The sequence below is a fragment of the Streptomyces sp. NPDC001927 genome (genome assembly GCF_053594455.1).
In genome coordinates this window covers 331432-352815 of the sequence record NZ_JBSFEN010000002.1, presented here as the reverse complement: position 1 = coordinate 352815, position 21384 = coordinate 331432, and the positions used below count along the sequence as shown (strand labels likewise).

Annotated in this window: 23 protein-coding genes; 15 read left to right on the top strand and 8 right to left on the bottom strand. The window is 71.4% G+C overall.

Annotated features, from left to right (window positions below):
* Positions 1 to 176 precede the first annotated feature (176 nt).
* Both ACWCO8_RS06180 and ACWCO8_RS06175 read left to right on the top strand, forming a co-directional pair.
* The gene (locus ACWCO8_RS06180) at positions 177 to 1628 is read left to right on the top strand and encodes a dihydrolipoyl dehydrogenase family protein (protein ID WP_451031174.1); all 1452 of its coding nucleotides are present in this window, start codon (positions 177 to 179) and stop codon (positions 1626 to 1628) included.
* Complete coding sequence (locus tag ACWCO8_RS06175) at positions 1625 to 2503, top strand: 3'-5' exonuclease (protein WP_451031173.1); 879 nt, start codon at positions 1625 to 1627, stop codon at positions 2501 to 2503. The genes ACWCO8_RS06180 and ACWCO8_RS06175 overlap by 4 nt, the downstream gene beginning before the upstream one ends.
* Positions 2504 to 2509: 6 nt before the next feature.
* Here ACWCO8_RS06175 and ACWCO8_RS06170 read toward each other — a convergent pair whose 3' ends face one another.
* On the bottom strand, positions 2510 to 3124 hold the full coding sequence (locus ACWCO8_RS06170; protein ID WP_451031172.1) for a TetR/AcrR family transcriptional regulator: 615 nt from the start codon (positions 3122 to 3124) through the stop codon (positions 2510 to 2512).
* A 141-nt stretch (positions 3125 to 3265) separates the two neighbouring features.
* Here ACWCO8_RS06170 and ACWCO8_RS06165 point away from each other — a divergent pair, with 141 nt between their 5' ends.
* Positions 3266 to 4690 carry a purine-cytosine permease family protein gene (locus ACWCO8_RS06165; protein ID WP_451031171.1) on the top strand — a complete coding sequence of 475 codons (1425 nt, stop codon included), beginning with the start codon at positions 3266 to 3268 and terminating at the stop codon, positions 4688 to 4690.
* A gap of 51 nt (positions 4691 to 4741) precedes the next feature.
* A complete protein-coding gene (locus ACWCO8_RS06160) occupies positions 4742 to 6406 on the top strand; it encodes an amidohydrolase (RefSeq protein ID WP_451031170.1) in 1665 nt (554 codons plus the stop codon).
* Positions 6407 to 6475: 69 nt separating this feature from the next.
* Here the strand turns inward: ACWCO8_RS06160 and ACWCO8_RS06155 are convergent, their stop codons facing one another.
* The 3 genes from ACWCO8_RS06155 to ACWCO8_RS06145 all read right to left on the bottom strand — a co-directional run bounded on the left by ACWCO8_RS06155 (position 6476) and on the right by ACWCO8_RS06145 (position 8043).
* Positions 6476 to 7123, bottom strand: coding sequence for a DUF305 domain-containing protein (locus ACWCO8_RS06155; protein ID WP_451031169.1), 648 nt, complete (start codon positions 7121 to 7123; stop codon positions 6476 to 6478).
* A 100-nt stretch (positions 7124 to 7223) separates the two neighbouring features.
* Positions 7224 to 7655, bottom strand: coding sequence for a DUF6153 family protein (locus tag ACWCO8_RS06150; RefSeq protein ID WP_451031168.1), 432 nt, complete (start codon positions 7653 to 7655; stop codon positions 7224 to 7226).
* Positions 7656 to 7698: 43 nt separating this feature from the next.
* Positions 7699 to 8043 carry a tetratricopeptide repeat protein gene (locus ACWCO8_RS06145; RefSeq protein WP_451031167.1) on the bottom strand — a complete coding sequence of 115 codons (345 nt, stop codon included), beginning with the start codon at positions 8041 to 8043 and terminating at the stop codon, positions 7699 to 7701.
* A gap of 142 nt (positions 8044 to 8185) precedes the next feature.
* On the opposite strand from ACWCO8_RS06145, the gene ACWCO8_RS06140 reads away from it, so the two are divergent.
* The 5 genes from ACWCO8_RS06140 (at position 8186) to ACWCO8_RS06120 (ending at position 12834) form a co-directional block, all read left to right on the top strand.
* Complete coding sequence (locus tag ACWCO8_RS06140; protein WP_451031166.1) at positions 8186 to 9151, top strand: pirin family protein; 966 nt, start codon at positions 8186 to 8188, stop codon at positions 9149 to 9151.
* Between the two features lie 141 nt (positions 9152 to 9292).
* Complete coding sequence (locus ACWCO8_RS06135; protein ID WP_451031165.1) at positions 9293 to 9805, top strand: GNAT family N-acetyltransferase; 513 nt, start codon at positions 9293 to 9295, stop codon at positions 9803 to 9805.
* A 485-nt stretch (positions 9806 to 10290) separates the two neighbouring features.
* Positions 10291 to 11664 (top strand): MBL fold metallo-hydrolase, encoded by a 1374-nt coding sequence (locus tag ACWCO8_RS06130; RefSeq protein ID WP_451031164.1) that lies wholly within the window; start codon positions 10291 to 10293, stop codon positions 11662 to 11664.
* Positions 11665 to 11806: 142 nt separating this feature from the next.
* A complete protein-coding gene (locus ACWCO8_RS06125) occupies positions 11807 to 12094 on the top strand; it encodes a rhodanese-like domain-containing protein (RefSeq protein WP_451031163.1) in 288 nt (95 codons plus the stop codon).
* Complete coding sequence (locus ACWCO8_RS06120; RefSeq protein WP_451031162.1) at positions 12091 to 12834, top strand: sulfite exporter TauE/SafE family protein; 744 nt, start codon at positions 12091 to 12093, stop codon at positions 12832 to 12834. Before ACWCO8_RS06125 ends, ACWCO8_RS06120 begins: the two co-directional genes overlap by 4 nt.
* A gap of 26 nt (positions 12835 to 12860) precedes the next feature.
* Here the strand turns inward: ACWCO8_RS06120 and ACWCO8_RS06115 are convergent, their stop codons facing one another.
* Positions 12861 to 13139, bottom strand: coding sequence for a metal-sensitive transcriptional regulator (locus tag ACWCO8_RS06115; protein ID WP_451031161.1), 279 nt, complete (start codon positions 13137 to 13139; stop codon positions 12861 to 12863).
* Between the two features lie 83 nt (positions 13140 to 13222).
* Between ACWCO8_RS06115 and ACWCO8_RS06110 the strand changes: the two genes are divergently transcribed.
* Positions 13223 to 13777, top strand: coding sequence for a rhodanese-like domain-containing protein (locus ACWCO8_RS06110; RefSeq protein ID WP_451031435.1), 555 nt, complete (start codon positions 13223 to 13225; stop codon positions 13775 to 13777).
* A gap of 173 nt (positions 13778 to 13950) precedes the next feature.
* On the opposite strand, the gene ACWCO8_RS06105 is transcribed toward ACWCO8_RS06110, so the two are convergent.
* The 3 genes from ACWCO8_RS06105 to ACWCO8_RS06095 all read right to left on the bottom strand — a co-directional run bounded on the left by ACWCO8_RS06105 (position 13951) and on the right by ACWCO8_RS06095 (position 16443).
* Positions 13951 to 14868 (bottom strand): M56 family metallopeptidase, encoded by a 918-nt coding sequence (locus ACWCO8_RS06105; RefSeq protein WP_451031160.1) that lies wholly within the window; start codon positions 14866 to 14868, stop codon positions 13951 to 13953.
* The gene (locus tag ACWCO8_RS06100) at positions 14865 to 15233 is read right to left on the bottom strand and encodes a BlaI/MecI/CopY family transcriptional regulator (RefSeq protein ID WP_451031159.1); all 369 of its coding nucleotides are present in this window, start codon (positions 15231 to 15233) and stop codon (positions 14865 to 14867) included. Before ACWCO8_RS06100 ends, ACWCO8_RS06105 begins: the two co-directional genes overlap by 4 nt.
* A gap of 169 nt (positions 15234 to 15402) precedes the next feature.
* The gene (locus ACWCO8_RS06095) at positions 15403 to 16443 is read right to left on the bottom strand and encodes a C40 family peptidase (protein ID WP_451031158.1); all 1041 of its coding nucleotides are present in this window, start codon (positions 16441 to 16443) and stop codon (positions 15403 to 15405) included.
* A 343-nt stretch (positions 16444 to 16786) separates the two neighbouring features.
* Between ACWCO8_RS06095 and ACWCO8_RS06090 the strand changes: the two genes are divergently transcribed.
* From ACWCO8_RS06090 to ACWCO8_RS06070, 5 genes are all read left to right on the top strand, one after another.
* Complete coding sequence (locus ACWCO8_RS06090; protein ID WP_451031157.1) at positions 16787 to 17329, top strand: hypothetical protein; 543 nt, start codon at positions 16787 to 16789, stop codon at positions 17327 to 17329.
* A 75-nt stretch (positions 17330 to 17404) separates the two neighbouring features.
* Positions 17405 to 17995: a copper resistance CopC family protein gene (locus ACWCO8_RS06085; protein ID WP_451031156.1), complete on the top strand. Its 591-nt coding sequence runs from the start codon at positions 17405 to 17407 to the stop codon at positions 17993 to 17995.
* The gene (locus tag ACWCO8_RS06080) at positions 17985 to 20051 is read left to right on the top strand and encodes a cytochrome c oxidase assembly protein (protein WP_451031155.1); all 2067 of its coding nucleotides are present in this window, start codon (positions 17985 to 17987) and stop codon (positions 20049 to 20051) included. The genes ACWCO8_RS06085 and ACWCO8_RS06080 overlap by 11 nt, the downstream gene beginning before the upstream one ends.
* Positions 20048 to 20716: a DsbA family protein gene (locus ACWCO8_RS06075; protein ID WP_451031154.1), complete on the top strand. Its 669-nt coding sequence runs from the start codon at positions 20048 to 20050 to the stop codon at positions 20714 to 20716. The genes ACWCO8_RS06080 and ACWCO8_RS06075 overlap by 4 nt, the downstream gene beginning before the upstream one ends.
* A gap of 68 nt (positions 20717 to 20784) precedes the next feature.
* Positions 20785 to 21246 (top strand): DUF3093 domain-containing protein, encoded by a 462-nt coding sequence (locus tag ACWCO8_RS06070; RefSeq protein ID WP_451031153.1) that lies wholly within the window; start codon positions 20785 to 20787, stop codon positions 21244 to 21246.
* Positions 21247 to 21384: the final 138 nt, after the last annotated feature.

Sequence of the window (21384 nt, the reverse complement as noted above, 5' to 3'; positions counted from 1 at the left end):
GTCCATCACGGTCCCCTGGGGACTCGCCCCGCACAACCGCGTATCGAGCCGCGCTATTCCGCGCCGCCCCACGCGTGCGGAGGCCGAGTTCCACGGGTGCACCGTGCGTATCCCCTGCGTGCACGCCACGCCTTCCCCTGTGGCCACGGCGCACACCTGCCACCAGACTGGGGCCCATGACACATGAGGTGGAGCACGAGTACGACGTGGTGGTCCTGGGCGCGGGACCCGTGGGCGAGAACGTGGTGGACCGGGCCCGGGCGGCGGGCCTGAGCGTGGCCGTCGTGGAGAGCGAACTGGTGGGCGGCGAGTGCTCGTACTGGGCCTGCATGCCCAGCAAGGCGCTGCTCCGGCCCGCCATCGCCCGCTCGGACGCGCGCAAGGTCCCCGGGCTGCGGCAGCTGGTCCAGGGTCCCCTGGACGCGGCGGCGGTGCTCGCCCACCGCGACTACTACGTCTCCGACTGGAAGGACGACGGCGCCGTCGGCTGGCTCGACTCCACCGGCGCCCGCCTCTACCGCGGCCACGGCCGGCTCGACGGCGAGCGGAAGGTCACCGTCGAAGGGCCCGAGGGCGACCGGCACGTCCTCACCGCCCGGCACGCCGTCGCCGTCTGCACCGGCAGCCGCGCCGCCCTGCCCGACCTGCCGGGGCTGACCGGGGCCCGGCCGTGGACCAGCCGCGAGGCGACCAGCTCCAAGGAGGTCCCCGAGCGGCTGATCGTGGTCGGCGGGGGAGTGGTCGCGGCGGAGATGGCGACCGCCTGGCAGGCGCTCGGCTCCCGTGTGACGGTCCTGGTGCGCGGCAAGGGCCTGCTGCCCCGCATGGAGCCCTTCGTCGGCGGCCACGTCGCCGACGCGCTCACCGAGGGCGGCGCCGACGTCCGTACGGGAGTCTCCGTCGCCGCCGTCGTACGCGACGGGGGCACCGGTCCCGTCACCGTGGTCCTGGAGGGCGGCGACCGGGTCGAGGGCGACGAGGTCCTGTTCGCGACCGGGCGCAGCCCGCGCACCGAGGACATCGGCCTGGAGACCGTCGGTCTGAAGCCCGGCTCCTGGCTCCCGGTGGACGACACCCTCCGGGTCGAGGGCAGCGACTGGCTCTACGCCGTGGGAGACGTCAACCACCGGGCGTTGATGACCCATCAGGGCAAGTACCAGGCGCGGATCGCTGGAGCGGCCATCGCCGCCCGCGCCTCCGGCGCCTCGCTCCCGGAGAACGGGCGCTGGGCCGCGCACACGGCCACCGCCGACCACGCCGCCGTGCCGCAGGTCGTCTTCACCGACCCCGAGGCCGCGGCCGTCGGGCTCTCGCTCGCCGAGGCCGAGCGCGCCGGGCACCGCGTCCGCGCCGTCGACCTGGACCTCACCTCGGTGGCCGGCGCCGGCCTCTACGCCGACGGCTACCGCGGCCGCGCCCGGATGGTCGTCGACCTGGACCGCGAGACCGTCCTCGGCGTCACCTTCGTCGGGCCGGGCATCGGCGAACTCATCCACTCCGCGACCGTCGCCGTCGTCGGAGAGGTCCCGATCGACCGGCTCTGGCACGCCGTCCCCTCCTATCCGACGCTGAGCGAGGCCTGGCTGCGGCTCCTCGAGGCGTACCGGGACGGTGCGGGGACCTCATGAGCCCCGGGGCCCCCGACCTCACCAACGAGTACGACGGTCCCTGCGCGGTCTGCGGGGCGGTCGTACCGGCCGGGACGGGGGTCCTCCGGCACGGCCATGGCCCGTCGGACGGCTGGCAGGTCTTCCATCCGGGGCACGTGCCCGAACCGGCGCCGCCGGCCCGGCAGAATCTGCCGGGCTGGCACCACCGCCGTCTGCTGGCGGTGGACATCGTGTCCACCGGCTACCGGACGGCGGTGGATCGGATCCTTTCCGCGTCGGTGCGGGGCTCCGACGGACATATCGGAGATTGGATCATGGATATTGGATCCAATCTCCGCGTTCCGGTCTCCGAAGAGGGGGCGGCGCTCGGCGCCGCCGTCGAGCGGGCCCGCGCCGAAGGCGTCCCCGCGCCCCAGGCCCTCGACGAACTCGCGACCGTCCTCACCGACCACCTCGCCGCGCACGAGGTGCTCGTCGTCTGGTTCTCCCCGTACGTCCTGACCACCCTCCACGCCGAACTCCGGCGCCACGGCCTGGCCCCGCTGACCGAACGGCTCCCGCAGGGGGTCGCCCCCGTCTGCGACCCCCTGGTCCTGGACCGTCACGCCGACCGCTACCGCCCGGGCCGCCGCTCCCTGCGCGCCGTCGCCGAGTGGTACGGCGTCCCGCACGCCCACCCCGGGGACGCCGCGTCGGACGCCGAGGCCGCGCTCGCCCTGGCCCAGGTGATCGCGGACTCGTACCCCGCCGTCGCCAAACTGTCCCGGCCGGCGCTGCACACCGAGCAGATCCGCTGGTACGCCGAGCAGATGCGCCGCCACCCCGACGCCCCGGACTGGCCCTTCACCGACACCGCGCCCGAACCCTGGGAACCGCCAGGGGGCGCGCCCTGAGTCGCCTCAGCCGCGCGGCACCAGGAGTGCCGCCGCCGACCGGGCGGCGTCGAGCGCAGGGCGCGCGGCCGGGCCGGACTGCTCGCCGAGCACCACACGGGTACTCAGGCCGTCGAGGAGTGCGAGGAGTTCGGAGGCGCGCGCGGCCACCTCGTCCGTGTCCATCGGCGCGAAGCGCGACTGGGCCACGCCCTTGGTGAGCAGGGCTTCCAGGTCCTCCTGCCAGCCCCGGTCGAGGTCCCGCTGCGCCTCGCGCAGCGCCTCGTTCGCCGGTATGCGCGCCCAGAGCTCGATCCAGAGCATCCACCGCGGATCGCGCGGACCATGCGGCAGGTAGAGCCGCAGGAACAGGTCGAGCTTGCGCTCCGCGGTCAGCCGGCGTGCAAGGAGCGCCCGGCGCTCGTCGGCGAGGGCGGCCTCGCTCCAGCGCAGCACGGCGAGCAGCAGCAGGTCCTTGCTGCCGAAGTAGTAGAGGATGTGGCCGCCGCTGGTCCCCAGGCGCTCGGCCAGCGCCGACATGGTGAGCGCCGCGAGGCCGTCCTCGGCGATGGCCGCCATGGCCTCCTCGAGCATCCGCTCCTGGGTGATGTGCCCGTCGCGCCGCCGTGCTGACCCAGCCACCCGTTCCGCCTCCGTCCCCGTCGCCCGACAGGTCACGACTTTAACCGCAGGTCCCCGAGGTCTTGACGCGGCCGCCACCTCTCGCACATCTTGAACCCTGTTCTAAGTTCTAGAACGTCATTCAAAGTCTGGGGAGTGGGCATGCTGCACCAGGAGAGAGCACCGGACACCGGTCGTGACGAGAGCTTCCGCGACGAGGTCCGGAAGGACGAGGTCTTCCAGGTGGAGGGCCACGGCATCGACCCCATTCCCGACGCCGAGCGCCACGGCGGCGCCAAGGACCTCTTCTGGCTCTGGTTCGGCTCCAACCTCACCTTCACCTACGTCATCAACGGCGCCCTCGCCGTCGCCTTCGGCCTCTCCTTCTGGCAGGCCACCGCCGTCGTCGTGATCGGCGGTCTCTCCTTCTTCGCGATCAGCGCCGCCGGACTCAGCGGCGTCCGCACCGGCACGGCCACCCTCGTCATCTCCCGCGCCGCCTTCGGCGTGCGCGGCAACTGGCCCGCCGGACTGCTCAACTGGATCGTCAGCATCGGCTACACCATCGTCAACACGGTCGTCGGCACCCTCGCCCTCGAAGCCTTCTTCGCCGACCTCGGCTGGGCCGGCGGCCACACGGCCCGCGCCCTCGCCCTGCTCGTGACCCTCACGATGACATTCGCCGTCGCGCTCTGGGGCCACGCCACCGTCCAGTTCGCCGAACGCTGGATGGCCTACGCCCTCGCCCTCGGCTTCGCCGCCCTGCTCGTCTTCGTCCTGCCCGGCGCCGACACGGCCGCCCCCGCCGAGATCCCCGGCGTCTCCGCCTGGAGCCTCGCCCTCGTCGTCATGTTCGCGGGCCCCATCTCGTACGTCCCGATGCCCGCCGACTACACCCGCTACCTGCCGCGCACCACCTCCCTCAAGGCCCTCACCTGGAGCGGCGCGCTCGGAGGCTTCCTCTCCTCCGTCGCCCTCGGTGTCGCCGGTGTCGCCGCCGCGACGCAGACCGACATGACCGACGCGGTGGCCGGCGCCGAGGGGCTGCTCCCCGGCTGGTTCCAGCCGCTCTTCCTCGCCCTGGTCCTCGGCGGATCGGTGACGAACTCGATCATCACGCTCTACTCCTCCAGCCTGAACCTCCAGGTCCTCGGCATCCCCTGGACCCGCGCCCGCGCCATCGTCGTCAGCGCCGCCGTCACCGCGCTCGGCTCGCTCGGGGCGCTGTTCCTCATCGACTTCACCACCTCGCTGCTCGCCTTCCTCTCCCTCCTGATCATCGTCTTCGCCCCCTGGGGCGGAGTCTTCCTCGCCGACATGGTGCTGCGCCGCTGTACCTACGACTCCGCGGCGCTGCACGCCGGCGAGCACGGCGCCTACTGGTACCGGGGCGGCTGGCACCCCGCCGGTGTCGTCGCCCTCCTCGCGGGCATGGTCTTCGCCGCCCTGACCTGCGACTCCGAGCTCTGGACCGGCCCCCTCGTCGCTCCGCTCGGCGGCGCCGACCTCACCCTGCTCGGCGCCCTCGTCTCCGCGCTCGTGTACGTCGCCCTCGCGCGCCGCACCACCACCCCCGTACAGCCGTAACCCCTCCGTACAGCCGTAACACCTCCGTCAGGCACAGGAGTTCACCGCACCATGACCACGACCCCCACCCCCGCCGACCTCGTCCTCACCGGGGCCAGGATCCACACCGTCGACCCCCGTCTGCCCGAGGCCGAGGCGCTCGCCGTGCGCGACGGACGCATCGTCTGGCTCGGGTCCGACGCGGAGGCCGCGCGCTGGACCGGACCCGACACCACGGTCGTCGACGCGGGGGCCCGCCTGGTCCTGCCCGGCTTCATCGACGCCCACAACCACGTACGGCTCGGCTCCGACGACGCCTGCGTCCAACTCGCCGGTGCCCGTACCCTCGACGCGATCCACGAGCGGATCCGCGCGTGGCGGGCGGCCCACCCCGACGCCCTGTGGATCGAGGCCGAGGCCTTCGACTACTCCGCGATCCCCGGCGGCCGCATGCCCACCGCAGCCGACCTCGACCCCGTCACCGGCGACACCCCCGCCCTCGTCCTCAGCTACGACGTGCACACCGCCTGGCTCAACACCGCGGCCCTGCGCGTACTCGACGTCACCCGCGACCGGACCGACCTGCCCTTCGGCACCGCCGTCACCGACCCCGAGACCGGTGAACCCACCGGATTCGTCAAGGACTTCGCCATCAAGGGCCTCTCCCGTGCCGGTCACCGCGCCCTGCGGGAACTCGGCGTGCCGTGGGCCTCGCCCGACCGCCAGTACGGCAGGCTCGCCAAGTCCCTCGACGACGCCGTCGCGTACGGCATCACCACGGTCGTCGAACCGCAGAACTCCCTGGACGACCTCGCCCTGTTCACGCGCGCCCGCGCCGAGGGCCGGCTCCGCTCGCGGATTGTCGCCGCCCTGTTCCACCCGCGCGGCACCACCGAGGCCGAACTGGACGAATTCGAGGCGGCGGCCAAGGAGTTCGCCGACGACCGGCTGCGGGTCGGCCCGCTCAAGCTGTACATCGACGACGTCGTCGAACCCCGTACGGCCGCGCTCCTCGAGCCGTACGCCGGCTGCGGCCACCACCGCGGGGACACCTTCTACCCGCCGGAGGAATTCGCCGACCTGCTCACCGGTCTCGACGCGCGCGGCTTCCAGTGCTTCGTGCACGCCACCGGCGACCGGGGCATCCGTACGGTCCTCGACGCCGTCGCCCGCGCCCGTACCGTCAACGGCCCGCGTGACGCCCGCCACCAGGTCGTCCACGTCGAGTGCCTCGACCCGGCCGACACCCCGCGCTTCGCCGAACTCGGCGTCGTCGCCTGCATGCAGCCCCGCCACGCCGCCCCCGACATCGCGGGCCCCGGCCAGGACTGGGCCGAGAACATCGGCCCCGACCGCTGGCACAAGGCCTGGCCCCTGCGCAGCCTGCACGCCGCCGGCGCGGTCCTCGCCCTCTCCAGCGACTGGAACGTCGCCGAGATGGACCCCATGGTCGGCATCTACACCGCCGTCACCCGGCGGGCGCTGAACGGTGGGGGAGAGGCCTGGACGCCGGAGGAGACGATCGACGTCGCGACCGCCGTCGAGGGCTACACGATGGGGTCGGCGTACGCCAACTTCCTCGAGGAGGAGCGGGGTTCGCTGACCGTGGGCAAGCTCGCGGACTTCGTCGTGCTCTCGCGCGACATCCTCCGCATCGACCCGGAGGAGATCCCCGGCACGGTGGCCGAGGTGGTCGTGGTCGGCGGTGAGGTGGTCCACGCGCGCGTGGGCGCCTGAGCCCCCGCACGCGCGCGTGGGTACCGGCGGGCCCCCGGGACACGGGAGCCCGCCGGGTCGGCACCGGGGTCAGAGCCGGCCGAGGATCTTCTTCAGCTCGGTGATCTCGGCGGACTGGGTGCGTACGACGTCATCGGCGAGCTTCCGGGCCGTGGCGTCGCGACCGTTCTTCCGCTCCGCCTCGGCCATCTCGACCGCGCCCTCGTGGTGGGCGATCATCAGCTCGGCGAACTTCCGGTCGAAGGCCTTGCCGCGCAGGGCCGCGAGAGCCTTCATGTCCTGCTCGGACATCATCCCGGCCATGGAGCCGGCGCCTTCGCCGCCACCGCCGTGACCGCCGTGCCCACCGGAGGCTGCGGAGCCTTCGGGGGCCTCGGGCTTGCCCCAGGCCTTGAGCCAGCCCCGCATGGTGCGGATCTCCGGGTCCTGGGCCTTCTCGACGTCGGCGACGATCTTCTTGACGCCGGCGTCCTCGGCCCGGCCGTCGGCGAGCCGCGCCATCTCCAGGGCCTGCTGGTGGTGCGGGATCATCGCCTGGGCGAACGCGACGTCGGCGTCGTTGAACGCGCGATCGGTGCTGGACGCGGACGGCTTGGCGGCCGCGTCGGGCTCCGGCGCGGTACCGCAGCCGGAGAGCAGCAGACCGGCGACGACGACGGCGGTGACGGCGCCCGCGCCGCGGACCGCGAGCTTGCGGGCGTTGGGGTAGTCGGACATGTCTGTGGACACCTCGTGTGCTGTGTGAGTGCTGTGCTGTCGGAAGGGCTGAAGCCGGTATCTGCGGGCAGCACGAGGCGGCCCGCGGCGGCGATTCGGCCTATATCCGCAGGACGGACAGCTGAGCGAGGTCGGGAGGTATGGGCGGCGGGGCGTTCGGCCCCAGCGCCGGCCGGAGCCGGTCGAGCAGCCGGACCAGCCAGTCGGGGTGCCGCCCGAGGGCGGCGAGGACGACCCGGGCGAGGGCCCACACGCCGAGGACGGCCACGCAGAGCGTGGCCATGTCCCCGTGCGCATCGGAGTCGGGGGCTTCGGAGCCGGGGGTCTCGGAACCGGACGTACCGGTGGTGTTGCCGTGGTGCGCGGGAGCGGAGGCATGCGTCATGCGGTCCGCCCCGCTCTCGGAGGCGCCCTCCGGGTGGCCGAACGCGTGCATCACGAAGACGCCGAGGGCGAGCACGACGACGAGCAGCAGGTGCGCGAGGGCACCCGCCACTCTGAGGTCGCTCCGCCCCACTGGTCCCGTACGCACGCCCCGCACCTCCTGCGAGGAGCCTACAGAACGGCCCCCGGGCTCACTCCGGAAGGTCGCCGCTCATCGCGGCGGCGAGCCGCAGATGCGGGGCGGCCTCGGCGTGGCGGCCCTGGCGCTCGAGGGTGCGGCCGAGCATCAGGCGGGCGTAGTGCTCCACCGGGTCGCGGTCGAGGACGGTGCGCAGCTCGCTCTCGGCGCGGGAGAGCTGGGCGGAGTGGTAGTAGGCGCGGGCGAGCAGCAGGCGCTGGGCGTTCTGCTCGGGGTGCTCGGCGACGAGCCCGCGCAGGATGCGGGCGGCGGTCATGTACTCCTTGGCCTCGAAGAACAGCTGTGCGCGGTCCCAGCGCTCGCCGGCCGTACCGAACTCGTAGTACGTGTCGTTCACTTGCGCTCCCTAGTGGCGTCCCTACCCTGCCACCCGAAGGGATGGCACTCGCGTCAACGCCTGAGGTTAGTTGAACATTCCACTACTATTTCGGCGTGGAGACACACCCACGTCGTACCCCGACAGGAATAGGTTGAGCGTCATGAGCAATCTTGATCGTCAGGCCGCCCTGACCGTCTGCGGCGGCCGCGGCTTCGTCGTCGCCGAGCCGGTCCGGGAACTCCTCAGCCCCCGTCACGTCCAGCTCGGCGAGTCGACCGAGGTCCGCCGCCTGCTCCCCAACCTCGGCCGCCGCATGGTGGGCGCCTGGGCCTTCGTCGATCACTACGGCCCCGACGACATCGCCGACGAGCCCGGCATGCAGGTCCCGCCGCACCCGCACATGGGGCTGCAGACGGTGAGCTGGCTCCACGAGGGCGAGGTCCTGCACCGCGACAGCACGGGCAGCCTGGAGACGATCCGCCCGCGCGAGCTGGGCCTGATGACCTCGGGCCGGGCGATCTCCCATTCCGAGGAGAGCCCGAAGTCCCACGCCCGCTATCTGCACGGCGCCCAGCTCTGGGTGGCGCTCCCGGACGCCCACCGCCACGTCGAGCCGCACTTCCAGCACCACGCGAACCTCCCGCAGGTCACCGCCGCCGGTCTCACCGCCACGGTCATCCTCGGCGAACTCGACGGCGCCGCCTCGCCCGGCACGACGTACAGCCCCCTGATCGGCGCGGATCTCGCCCTGACGGCGGGCACGGAGACGAGCCTCCCCCTGGACCCGGACTTCGAGTACGCGGTCCTGTCGATGTCGGGCGAGGCCCACGTCGACGGCGTCCCGGTCCTCCCCGGCTCGATGCTCTACCTCGGCTGCGGCCGCCGCGAACTCCCCCTCCGCGCCGTCTCCGACGCGGGCCTGATGCTCCTGGGCGGCGAGCCGTTCGAGGAGGAGATCGTCATGTTCTGGAACTGGATCGGCCGATCGCAACAGGACATCGAAGAGGCCCGCGAGGCCTGGGCGACCGGCACACGCTTCGGCGAGGTCAAGGGCTACGACGGCGCCCCCCTCCCGGCCCCGGAACTCCCCGCGACTCCGCTGAAGCCACGGGGGAGGGTGCGCTGAGCAGGGCTGACGGGACGCGGTGACGAAGGCCGGGCCGGCGGCGTCCGGACTCCCTTTCTGAGCTGTCGTGAAAGCCTTCGAAGGCGGCGCCTTCGCGCGCGCCTTGGACGAGTGCATCCGAAGTCGGGGATGATCAGTGGCATGCGGACGGTCCTGCGCGGAGCCCTGGTGACGCTTCGCCCGTCGACGGTGGGCGATATCCCGGCGCTGGCCGCGATCCGAACCACGCCTGAGGTGTACGCGCGCTGGCGGGGCGGCGACGACTTGACGGCCGCTGTGGCCAAGGACCTTGAAGATCACGGGGCCCGGACCTTCACGGTCGAGCACGGCGGCCGCGTGGTCGGCGCGATCCAGTGGGGCGCCGAGGACGAGCCGGACTACCGGCATGCCAACATCGACATCTATCTCGACCCGGCGGTGCACGGGCGCGGCCTCGGCGCAGACGCCGTTCGCGTTCTGGCACGCCATCTGATCGATGATCACGGATACCACCGACTGGTGATCGACCCGGCCGCCGACAATGCGGCCGCCATCCGGTGCTACCGCAAGGTCGGCTTCCGCCCGGTGGGCATCATGCGGCAGTACGAGCGCGGCCCGGACGGCAGCTGGCACGATGGGCTGCAGATGGACCTGTTGGCGGAGGAACTGGAGTAAGTCTCACGTTCGGCTCCACCAAGGCGGCGAGGGCCTCAGTGATCCGTGTGTGACGGCAGACCTTGAGACAACGTGACCGCACTCTACGTGAAGATCGACGACGAGATCGCAGGCACGGCACCCGGTACGGCCAAGGCGCCGCCGGCGCCGCGGCCGCCTTCCCCACGACGGACCGTACGAAGCAGCCTCGGCGTTCAGCTGCCGGAGCTCGGGGAGTTCGGTGAGCGCGCTGCGGATGTCGCGGGCCCGGATGGGTGGGAACGACTTCGCCACCCCGGCGAGGGCGAAGAGTTGCTTTCGAGCTGGCCCCGGGAGGGGCGTCTACGGGGGCCGATCTGTCCTGCTCTCAGGGGCGCCTCCTTGCCGTCTGCGGGTGGACCGCGCAGGTGAGGCTGTCGCACACCTCCGAAAATACCCCCCTGGGTATCTCTGTTACGGTGGATCCAGATACCCCGGGGGGTAAAAGTGTGACGAGGGAGAATGCCGTGTTCTTTGCCGACATCCTTGAGACCGAAGGTCTGGGCAACCGCAGCTACCTGGCCGGGGGCGCCGCTGCCGCGGTGGTGGTGGACCCGCCTCGGGACATCGACCGGGTGATCGCTGCCGCCGCGCGGCGTGGAGTGCGGATCGCGGTGGTCGCGGAGACGCACGTGCACAACGACTACGTCACCGGGGGCCTGGAGCTGGCTCGGCTGACCGGCGCTCGCTACCTGGTCCCTGCGGGGGCGTCGGTGGCGTACGAGCGGGTTCCCGTGTCCGACGGGGATGTGGAGGAGGTTGCCGAGGGCCTCGTCCTGCGAGCCGTGGCGACTCCGGGGCACACTCCGCACCACACGTCCTACGTGTTGGAGGAGGACGGGCGGGCCATGGCCGCCTTCACGGGCGGGTCGCTGCTGATCGGCAGCGTCGGGCGGCCGGATCTGGTGGAGCCGCGGCTGACCGAGCCGTTGGCCCGGGCCCAGCATGCGTCCGCGCACCGCCTCGCGGCGGAGCTAGACGATGAGGTGGCGGTGATGCCCACCCATGGGTTCGGCAGCTTCTGCTCCTCCAACCAGGCCGGCGGGCCGCGCAGCACCATCGGTGCGGAGAAGGCGTCCAACCCGGCGCTCGTTCAGGACGTGGAGACGTTCGTCGAGGAGCTGCTGGCCGGACTGGACGATGTGCCCGCGTACTACGCGCACATGGGCCCGGCCAACGCCGCGGGTCCCGCGCCATTGGACCTGACCGCACCGCTGTGTGCTGACGCGTGCGAGATCGCGCGTCGTCTGGCGGCGGGCGAGTGGGTCGTCGATCTGCGCAACCGGGTGGCGTTCGCCGAGGGCCATGTGGCCGGTTCCTTCAACTTCGAGGTCGAGGGGCAGCTGGCGACCTATCTGGCGTGGATGATTCCGTGGGGCAAGCCGGTGACGCTGCTGGCCGAGAGCGTCGAGGACGTCTCCCGCGCTCAGCGTGAGCTGGTTCGGGTGGGCATCGACCGACCGGCCGCGGCGGCCGTCGGCTCTCCGGCTGACTGGGTCACCGGACAGGACATGCCGGCGTCGTTCCCGCGGGCGACGTTCGCCGACCTCGCCGCCGCACGCGAGCGCGGTGAGGACGTCGTGGTCCTGGATGTGCGCCGCGCAGGCGAGCGGGCCGGCGGCTGGATCGAGGGCAGCGTGCACATCCCCATTCACCAGGTCCACCAGCGCCTGGACGAGGTGCCCGCGGGCACGGTGTGGGTGCACTGCGCGGGCGGGATGCGCGCGGCGATCGCCGCCTCGGTGCTGGACGCCGCAGGCCGTGACGTGGTGGCCATCGACGACGGCTACGCAGCCACCGCCGACGCCGGTCTCGCGCTGGTCACGGCTGCCCAGAACTGATTCCCCAGCCTCGTCTGCCGGACCGCCGACGGCCCGGCAGACGAGGTGAACCGAAGGAACGCGCGCGATGCTCTTCTCCCACAGCGACCCAGGCTGTGTTTCCCCATCTCAAGCCCAACGCCTTGTCGGGCAGGGTGCGGCCGTGCTGCTCGACGTCCGGGAGGCGTACGAATACGAGGCCGGTCACGCGCCCGGCGCGCTGGCTGTGCCGCTGTCGACGCTGGCAGCAGCCGCGGCGGATATGCCCGGCGCCAAGGACGGGCGCAGCCTGGTGCTGATCTGTCGATCGGGCAACCGTTCCCGGCAGGCCGCGCGGCTGCTCGCCGGGCGCGGCGTGGAAGCCGTGGACGTCAGCGGCGGCATGGTCGCCTGGGCTGGAGAGGGACTGCCCATCCAGGGCGCGCACGGGCAGGCGGGGGCGGTCATATGACCGCGCTCGTCCTCGCGCTCCTTGCCGGGGCGCTGGTCGGCCTGGCGCTGGGCTCACTGGGGGCGGGTGGCAGCATCCTGACCGTCCCCGCCCTGATCTACCTGCTCGGTTTCAGTCCCGTCGAGGCGACGACCGCCAGCCTGGTCATCGTGATCGTCACCTCGGTCACCGCCCTGGTGGCCCATGCTCGCGCCGGGAACGTGCGCTGGCGGGCCGGGCTTCTGTTCGCGGCGGCCGGACTTCTGCCCGCCGCCGCGGCCGGTGTGCTGTCCGCGCACCTCCCCGCCACCATGCTGACGCTTGCATTCGCGGTACTGGCCGTCCTGGCGGGCCTGCGGATGCTGCGTCATCGCGCACCGCCCAAGAACACGAAGGTGTCCGCCCCACGCGCTGCGGGCGCGGGGGCCGGGTTGGGGGCCGTGACCGGCTTCCTCGGGGTCGGCGGCGGCTTCCTGGTCGCGCCTGCCCTGGTGGCCGTGCTCGCCGTACCCATGAGTGCTGCCGTGGGCACCAGCCTGCTGGTCATCATCGCCAACGCACTGGTCGCCCTCGCCGCGCGTGCGACCACCGAGGCCGGCCTCGACTGGGCGCTGATCATGCCGTTCATCGCGACGGCGGTCCTGGGCGCGTGGGACGGCAAGCGGCTGGCCGCGAAGGTCGCACCCGCCGCCTTGCAGCGGGTCTTCGGCGCCCTGCTGCTGGTCGTGGCCACGGTGATGACCGCCGGCGTGGCACTGTGAAGCGGCCATGGCCGCGCCCGTCGGCTCTAGGCCAGGGACAAGAACAGCTTCTCCAACCGGGCCCGCATCTGCGTGGAGTCCCGCACCTCCGGGTCCTCGCTGGTCATGCACTGCTGCAGGCCCGTCGCGATGATCGAGAATCCAGCCCTGTCCAGCGCCTTGGAGACCGCGGACAACTGCGTGACGACGTCCTCGCAGTCCCGGCCCTCCTCGATCATCTTGATCACTCCCGCGAGCTGGCCCTGCGCCCTCCGTAGCCGGTTCAGCGCCGACTTCAGCTCCTCGGCGCTCATGTCGAGTTGCACACCAACCTCCTCGTATACCCCTGTGGGTATCTTACCGTGGGGGAACCATCCAGAAAGGCATCCGCTCCGTGACCACCGCCGCAATGACTCCCGCCCAGGCCACCGGACGTTTCGGTGAGTTCACCGTCATCGACGTCCGCGCCCCCGGTGAGTACGCCGCCGGCCATCTGCCAGGCGCACACAACATCCCCCTCGACCGCCTGGCCCAGGCCGCCGACGTTCTGAAGGCGGCAGCCGCCCGTACGCCGCTGCTCATCGTGTGCGCCTCCGGGGCACGCTCCGCGAAGGGCTGTGCTCAGCTCGCCGCCCTCGGTATCGACGCCGCCACCCTGGAGGGCGGTACCGCGGCCTGGGCCGCCGCCGGGCATGAGGTCGAGCGTCCCGCCGGGGCGCGCGCCGTCTGGCCCATGGACCGCCAGGTCCGCCTCGCGGCCGGCGCGCTGGTCGTCGTCGGCTTCCTGGCCGGCCTCGCCTGGACGCCCGCCCACTGGCTGTCCGGAGCCGTCGGCGCCGGACTGGTCTTCTCCGGTGTGACCAACACCTGCGGCATGGCCGCCGTCCTGGCCAAACTGCCCCACAATCGCCCTCGCGATGGCGCGGCCTCCCTGCAGCAGACCCTGCGGCGTCTGGGCGACTGAGGCGGGGACGTAAATGGCGGCGGCCGATACGGGATCCCGGTGGTGTGGAGTTGGTGGCCCGGCCGTGCCGGACTGCCAGAACGACACACCCCGGAGTCGAAGGCCAGCTGGAGGGACGCCTGTTCGCGCTGTGGCCAAGCCGAACAAGGCCGCACCCGGCCCGGTCAACAGGGTCAGACGGTGGGTGGGCAGGCGACCAGTAGGGGCAGCAGAGGCATCAGTGGGGCGCTGAGTGCGATGGAGGCGAGCGAGCCCCTCAGGGCCGGGTGGGGCGCCGGGCGTGGGCCCAGGATGCGCTTCAGGCGGAGGAGAGCGGTCGAACCGCCTGCGGCGAAGGCCCCTTTGGGGACGCGGCCGGCGGCCAGCTCGTACAAGGCCGTGGCGAGCATCTCGTCCGAGTGGCTTCGAAGCGCCCGGTCGTCCGCGATCATCTCGAGGAGGACCGCCATCTGCTCTCGTGCCCGGCGCGCGAGCGGGACCCAGGGGAAGACGGAGGCGAACGCCTCCGCTGCCGCGATCAGCACATGGTGGCGGCCCGAGACGTGTGCCCGCTCGTGTTCCAGTACGGCTCCGAGCTGTTCCTCGGCGAGCAGCCGCACGGCCGTGTCGCTCACGACGACGCGGGAGCGGAAGCCCGGGAGGCAGTAGGCCGCCGGTGTGCCGTGTGGGAGGACACTGGCGCGCAGGCGATCGCAGCGTACGGCCACCTTGTCGAGGCGGTCGCGGTGCCGGGCGCGCACCATCGCCGCGCGGGCGAGGTGAAAGAAGAAGGAGCCGACGAAAGCGATGATCACCGCGAACGGCATGGCCAGAGCCAGTTGGTCGGCGGTGCTGGGGTCGGGTGCGGGTGCCTCTGTGCCAATGCCGCAGGCGTGCAGCAGACCTACGAGTCCGGCATGCAGGTGCTCGGTGGGCGTGGCCAGGTGGGAAGTGGCGAGTGCGGTCGCCAGGGTGAAGGACACCATGAGGGCGAGCCACACGGCGGCACCCAACGCGGGTGCCCGGTACGGCCATGAGCTGCGCACCATCAGACGCGGGACGGCGACACCCACGACGATCGCGTAGGCGACGAGGGCGGCGGCCGCGGTCATGGCTTGTCCCGTCGTCCCACGCTACGGAGGGCTTGGCGCAGCGCGGCGATCTCGTCCTCGTCGAGATTCTCGACGAACTGCACCAGGGCGCCCTTCCGGTCCTCGCTCGCCTCCAGACCGTCCTCCATGAGCGCTGCCGCGTACGCTTCGCGCGTCGCGGCCGGCTTGTACATCCAGACCCGGCCGTCGCGGGTACGGGTGAGATGGCCCTTGTGGAAGAGAATGGTCGTGACGGTCGTGACAGTCGTGTACGCGATGTCCCGATGCAGCTGGATGTCGTCGACGATCTCGCGAACGGTCGCCGGCCGGTTCCACCTCCAGAAGCGGTCCATGATCTCCGCCTCCAGTTCCCCCAGGCGACGCATGGACGTGTTCCTCTCCGCTGTGCCCGCGATTCGGTCACATCGTAGACGGGCCGTCCTGTGTTCGCCGCGTCCGAGATGCACGGCCGCGCCTGCGTGTGGCACGGTCGCCGAGCCGGCCGCCGCCATGACCGGAGAACCGGCGCCGGTCGTACGCGTTCCTGGGCGGAGGTCAGCCGATGCGGACGCCCCACATGAAGGGCATACCGCTTCGAGCGATGGACTCGTACCGGACCTTCGCACCGGGCTTGGGGGAGTGGAGGATCTGACCGTTGCCCGCGTAGAACCCGACATGGCTCAGGTCGGTACGCATGATGATGAGATCGCCCGGCTTGAGGTCGCTCAGTGAGTTGATCCGCGTGCCGACGCCTGCCTGCGCCTGTGACGTCCGGGGTATCGAGACACCGGCCTGGCGGAAGGCCCAGGACGTGAGCCCGGAGCAGTCGAAGGAGTTGGGGCCGGTCGCCCCCCACACGTACGGCATGCCGACCCGGCTCTGGGCGGCGCTGAAGGCGGCCGCGGCACGTTCCGAGGCGCTGGCCTCGTTGCCGAGCTCGACGCGGGCGCTCGACCGGTTGGCCCGGTCCTCCTCGGCCGCGATCTTGGCCCGCTCCTTGGCGGACAGCGTGTTGAGCAGTCGCTGGGCCTCACGGAGCTTCCCCTGGATCTCCGTCTTCCTCTTGCCGAGTTCTCGCTGGGTGGAGTCGAGGTCCCCGAGCTTCTCGGATGCCTCCCGCTGCTGCTGCTTGAGCGCGCGCTGCTGCGAGAGGAACTGCTTGAGGAGCGCGGACTGCCGATCGCCGACCCGGTCGAGCGCGGACGCCTTCTCCAGATAGTTGTCCGGGTCCTCCGACAGGAACAGCTGCAGCGCGGGGTCAAGGCCGCCCGACCGGTATTGACCGGCCGCGACGGTGCCCAGCCGGTCGCGGAGCTCATTCAGCTCACCCTGCTGACGAGCGGCCCCGTCCTGGAGGGCCGCCACCTGCTTCTGGAGAGCGTCCGCCTTCTCCTTGGCCCCGTTGTACTTCTCCGTGGCCTGCGTCGCCGATTCGTAGAGGCGGTCGATCTGCGCCTGGACGCCCTTCTTGTTCGGGTCCGGCAGTGGGTCGGCGGAGGCCGACTGCGTGGACATGGCCACAGCCGCTGCGGCGGTCACGGTGAGGACGCCGGTGTAGCGCTGAGTCGGTTGTTTCGGGCGACGATGCGAAGCCACTGCGGTGAGCTCCTTCTTCTCGGCGGGCGGCCGACCGTGTGACGGCTCCCGACGGTCGCGAATACTAATCTCTTTAGAAACTTAGATTCAACGAGGGGCGTCGTCCGCATCGCTCCCCGGGCGGGATAGTGTGCTGGGCGGTATCCACGACGTGCACCAGCCGGGCAGCCCCTACCCCGGAACGACCGAAAGCCCTGAACTGATGTCTCCTGTGCTCCGGACGATGCCCGCAGCGCAGAGCCACGGTTTCGTGCGGGGGCTCCGGACGGCGGGCCTCGGTGCCGTGTGCGTTCTCCTGCCCATGGCAGGGCACCTGCTGACCCAGGGGCATCTACCCCTGTGGATGATCGTCGCCGTGTTGCTGGGCGGTGCGGGGGCAGGTGTGGTCGGCCTCTCGCGCCGCCGGCTTTCGGATGCGCAGCTGCTGGCCGCGCTCGTCGGTGCGCAACTCGCGTACCAGGTGGCCTACGCAGTGCCCGGTGTGTGCGCGGTGGTCGGGGAACCCAGCGGACTGGCTTCGGCGACGGGGCACGCAACCGTGTCCGGAGCCCCGCCGGAAGCGTTCCTCGTCGGTCACCTGGTCACGCTCGTCCTGACGGCGCGACTGCTCGGCGTGGCTGAACGGCTGCTCTGGCACACCCAGCCCGTGCTCGCCTCCATCGAGGCGCTGTGGCTCTTGTTCCGGCCACTCCCGGCGACTTCGGGAACCGGCCCGACGCCGAAGGCGCGCGCGTCGCGGAACGACGCACTGCCGCCATCGGCTCTCGTCATCGGGCTGAACGACGGTCGTGCGCCGCCGCGCGCCGGGCATGGCCTGCACGGCCGTGCCCCTCATCTTGTCCGGGCCGCGGCCCGCCGGTGGTCTCCGTACGCCCTCGTGGCGTAGGCACGGGATCGGCAGGCGCGGCGCTCCCGACCTGCCCGTATCCGGGTGGGTCCGCAGAGAGAGACCCCAGCCTTCATGCATCCCCGAACCTCAGCGAGCCGAACTGCTCGCGTGGCAGCGCGTGTTCTGACAGTTCCCCTCAGCGCTGTGCTCGTCTGGTCCGCAACGGTGCCCGCATCCGCCCACACCGACCTCGTCTCCAGTACACCCGAGCAGGGTGCGTCTCTCGACGCCCCGCCCCCCAGCATCCGTCTGACCTTCAGTGACGAGATGGCCGAGCGCTACGCGAAAGTGGCGCTGACGGCACCGGACGGAACCCAGGCCGGCCAAGGCGGGCCCGAGGTGGAGGGCAAGAGCGCGATCCTGGCGGTGAAGCCCGGGCTCGGCGCCGGGCAGTACACGGTCGGGTACCGAGTCGTGTCGGCCGACGGGCATCCGGTGACAGGCTCGTACAGCTTCACGGTGAAGGCGGCCCCCACGCCGTCGCGGTCGGCGAGCACAGCGGTGCCGCGACCGAGCCGATCGGCGCCGCCCCCCGCCGCCGGCGGGGCGTCCTCGGCATCGGTCTCCGCTCCCGTCCTCGCACTCTTGGCCGTGGGCGGAGCTCTCGCCCTCGCAACCGCTGCCGCGGTCGTGTGGCGACGGAGGCGCCGCCATGACGGGTGACAGACTGCGCGCCCCTCGCCCTGCCTTGCTCCTCGTAGGTGCCGGCGCTCTTGCCGTGGTCGTCACGGCGGTCGGTGTCGGCGTCGCCGGGGGGAGCGCTCAGGCGGTACCCGGAATCGAGGACGCGAGTGAGCTGACCGCATGGGGGCTGCCGATGGCCCGAGTGGTCAGTGACATCGCCTCGGTCGCCACGATCGGCGCACTCCTCCTCGCCTCTGTCCTGCTGCCGAGCCGTCGACGCCTGAGCACCACCCAGCTGCGGTACGTGGCCGCCGCTTCCGTCGCGGCAGGCATCTGGGCGCTCGCATCGGCAGCTCTTCTGGTGTTCACGCTGTCGGACCTGTTCGCCCAACCCGTCGCCGCCGTGCTGGAGCCGGCGGTCGTGGCGGATTTCGTCGCCAACGATACGCGGGGACGCTCCTACGCGATCATGACCGGCGCCGGTCTCGTCCTCGCGACCATGGCGATGGGGGTCACGACCGTTCGCTGGGCCAGAGTTGCGGTCGTGCTCGCGCTCGTCGGCGTGCTCCCGCCCGCGTTCACGGGTCACTCCGCCGCGGCGTCCAACCACGATGCCGCCGTCACCAGCCTCGCCTTGCATGTGGCGGGCGTCGCGGTCTGGGTCGGCGGACTGGTCTTCCTGGTGGTCGCCGTTCTCCGTCGCGAGGACGGCGTGGGCGTCGCGGTGCGGCGCTTCAGTGTGCTGGCCGGTGGCGCGTTCCTGGCTGTGGCGGCGAGCGGACTGGTGAACGCGGTGGTCCGGCTGCCGTCGCTCGACGTGCTCTTCTCCAGCGCGTACGGCTTGATGGTCATCGCCAAGCTGATCGCTCTGGCCGCGCTCGGTGGCCTGGGCTCGTGGCACCGGCGCCGCACCCTGGCAGCGCTCGGCGACGGGGAGCGGCGACCGTTCCTCCGCATCGCGATCGGCGAAGTACTGATCATGGCGACCACCATGGGCCTGGCCGTCGCACTGTCGCGCACGCCCGCTCCGGGTGCCGGCGGCTCCGAACCGAGCCCGGCGGAGGAACTCCTCGGCTTTCCGATGCCCCCGCCGCTCGGGGACTTCCCGTGGACGCCTCTGTTCACGCAGTGGCACTTCGACCCGCTCTTCGCGTTCGGCACCGCCGCGGCCGCCGCCCTCTACCTCGCCGCGGTGCGCAAGCTGTGCGCCCGAGGTGACGCGTGGCCGGTCGGCCGGACGATCTCATGGCTGGCGGGCCTGGCGGTCACCGTGCCGGCGACCATGAGCGGACTGGCCGTCTACGGCAAGGTCATGATGAGTGTCCATATGGGCCAGCACATGATCCTCGCCATGACGGTCCCCATTCTGCTCGTACTCGGAGCGCCGGCCACGCTTGCGCTACGAGCAATGCCGTCCGCGGCCAAGGACGGCCCGGACGGCCCACGAGAAGCCCTTCTGCGTCTGCTCCACAGCCGCTACGTGCGGATCATCTCCCACCCCGCGGTGGCGAGCATCGTATTCATCGGCAGCGCTTTCGCCGTCTACTACACCTCGTTGTTCGAGACGCTGATGCGCAGCCACCTCGGGCACATGGTGATGCTGATCCACTTCCTCGCGGCCGGCCTGCTCTTCTTCTGGGTCATCATCGGAATCGATCCGGGCCCACGCAGGCCACCTCACCTCGGACGCCTCTTCGTCCTCATGCTGACGATGCCGTTCCACTCCTGGTTCAGCATCTCCCTGATGAGCTCCGTCAGCGTGATCGGCGAGGACTGGTGGACCGATCTCGCGCGCGGCTGGGGGCCGTCGCTCCTGGACGACCAGTACAACGGGGGAGCCATCGCCTGGGCGACCGGCGACATCCCCGTCCTGATCACCACGATCATCCTGGCGATCCAGTGGGTCCGCTCCGACGCCCGCGAGGCCCGGCGCGTGGACCGTCAGATCGACCGGGGCGACAGCAACGACCCACTCGCTGCCTACAACGCCTACCTGGCGAGCCTCCACGCACGCGACCGCGCTCCGCAGATCGCCAAGGTCCCCGGACAGCCCGGTCCGGCGGCCTCCGACCACCCCACACCTGAGGAAGCATGACGAAACTCAAGAAGAACCTCCTGGCCGCCGCGGTCCTCGTGGCGGCGCTCGCCGTCGCGTTCGGCTCCTTCCTCCTCTTCGCGCCGAACGACATTGGCTCCGCGGCCATGAACGCCAAGCCGGCCGTCGATGCCCAGCCAGTACGGGACAACAGCCACAGGCTCACCACGCCCCAGCGCAGCGAGTTGACCGTCGTGGAGTTCCTCGACTTCGAGTGCGAAGGCTGCGGCGCGGTCCACCCGACCGTCGAGAAGCTGCGGGCCGAGTACAAGGACCGCGTGACGTTCGTCGCCCGCTACTTCCCCATGCCCGGTCACCACAACAGCACCACCGCCGCCCTCGCGGTCGAAGCAGCGGCCCAGCAGGGGAAGTTCGAGGGCATGTACACCAAGCTCTTCGCGACACAGAAGGAGTGGGGCGAGGCCCAGGAGTCCAAGGCCGACCTCTTCCGTACGTACGCGGCCGGTCTGGGCCTCGACATGGCGAAGTACGACGCGACCGTGAAGGCGCCGGCCACCCTGGAACGGGTCAAGGCCGACCAGCAGGACGGACTCGGGCTTGGTGTGCAGGGAACGCCGACCTTCTTCGTCGACGGGGTGAAGATCCAGACCCCGGGCTCGTACGAATCGTTCAAGGCCCTCATCGACTCCCGGCTCGCCCGGTGAGTGCAGACCGGGAGTTCGCCGAAGTGGAGTGCTCGCTCCGCGCACCGCATGAGACGGGACCGTCCCACATGACGACCAGAATCTCGCCCACCTACGACGAGTGGCTCACCGCTCCTCGTTCCTACTGGGTGATCGCCGCGCTGATCGGCTTCGCCTCGGCCCTCATCGTCTTCCCGTACGGTCTGCCCGCAGCGCTCGGTGGATTCGTCGTCGGCACGGCGGTGGCGTGCTCCTGGGTGAACGCTCAAGGATCCTCGCGGATCAGGATCGTGGGCAACCTGCTCGTCGCCGACGACGCGAGGGTACCCCTCCTGGCCCTCGGCAAGGTCGAGGTCCTGGAGGGCGAAGAGGCCCGTGCGTGGCGTACGTACAAGGCCGACCTGCGGGCTCACATGCTGATGCGGGGCTTCGTACCCGACGCGGTCAGGATCGAAGTGGTCGATGCTGACGATCCGACGCCGTACATCTACCTGTCCACCCGTTCTCCGCAGGCGCTGAGCGACGCGATCTCCGTCGCGCGCGGCGAGTGAACTTCGCTGAGATGTGCGCCCTTGCCGCTCTCCTGCTCGCGGTGACGGCGTGCGATCAGGTGGTGGGCAGTCAGCCCGACACTTCCGCGGTGGGAGCGCCGGCGGCAACGGGCAGCCTGCCGGAAGAAGGCCCCACGG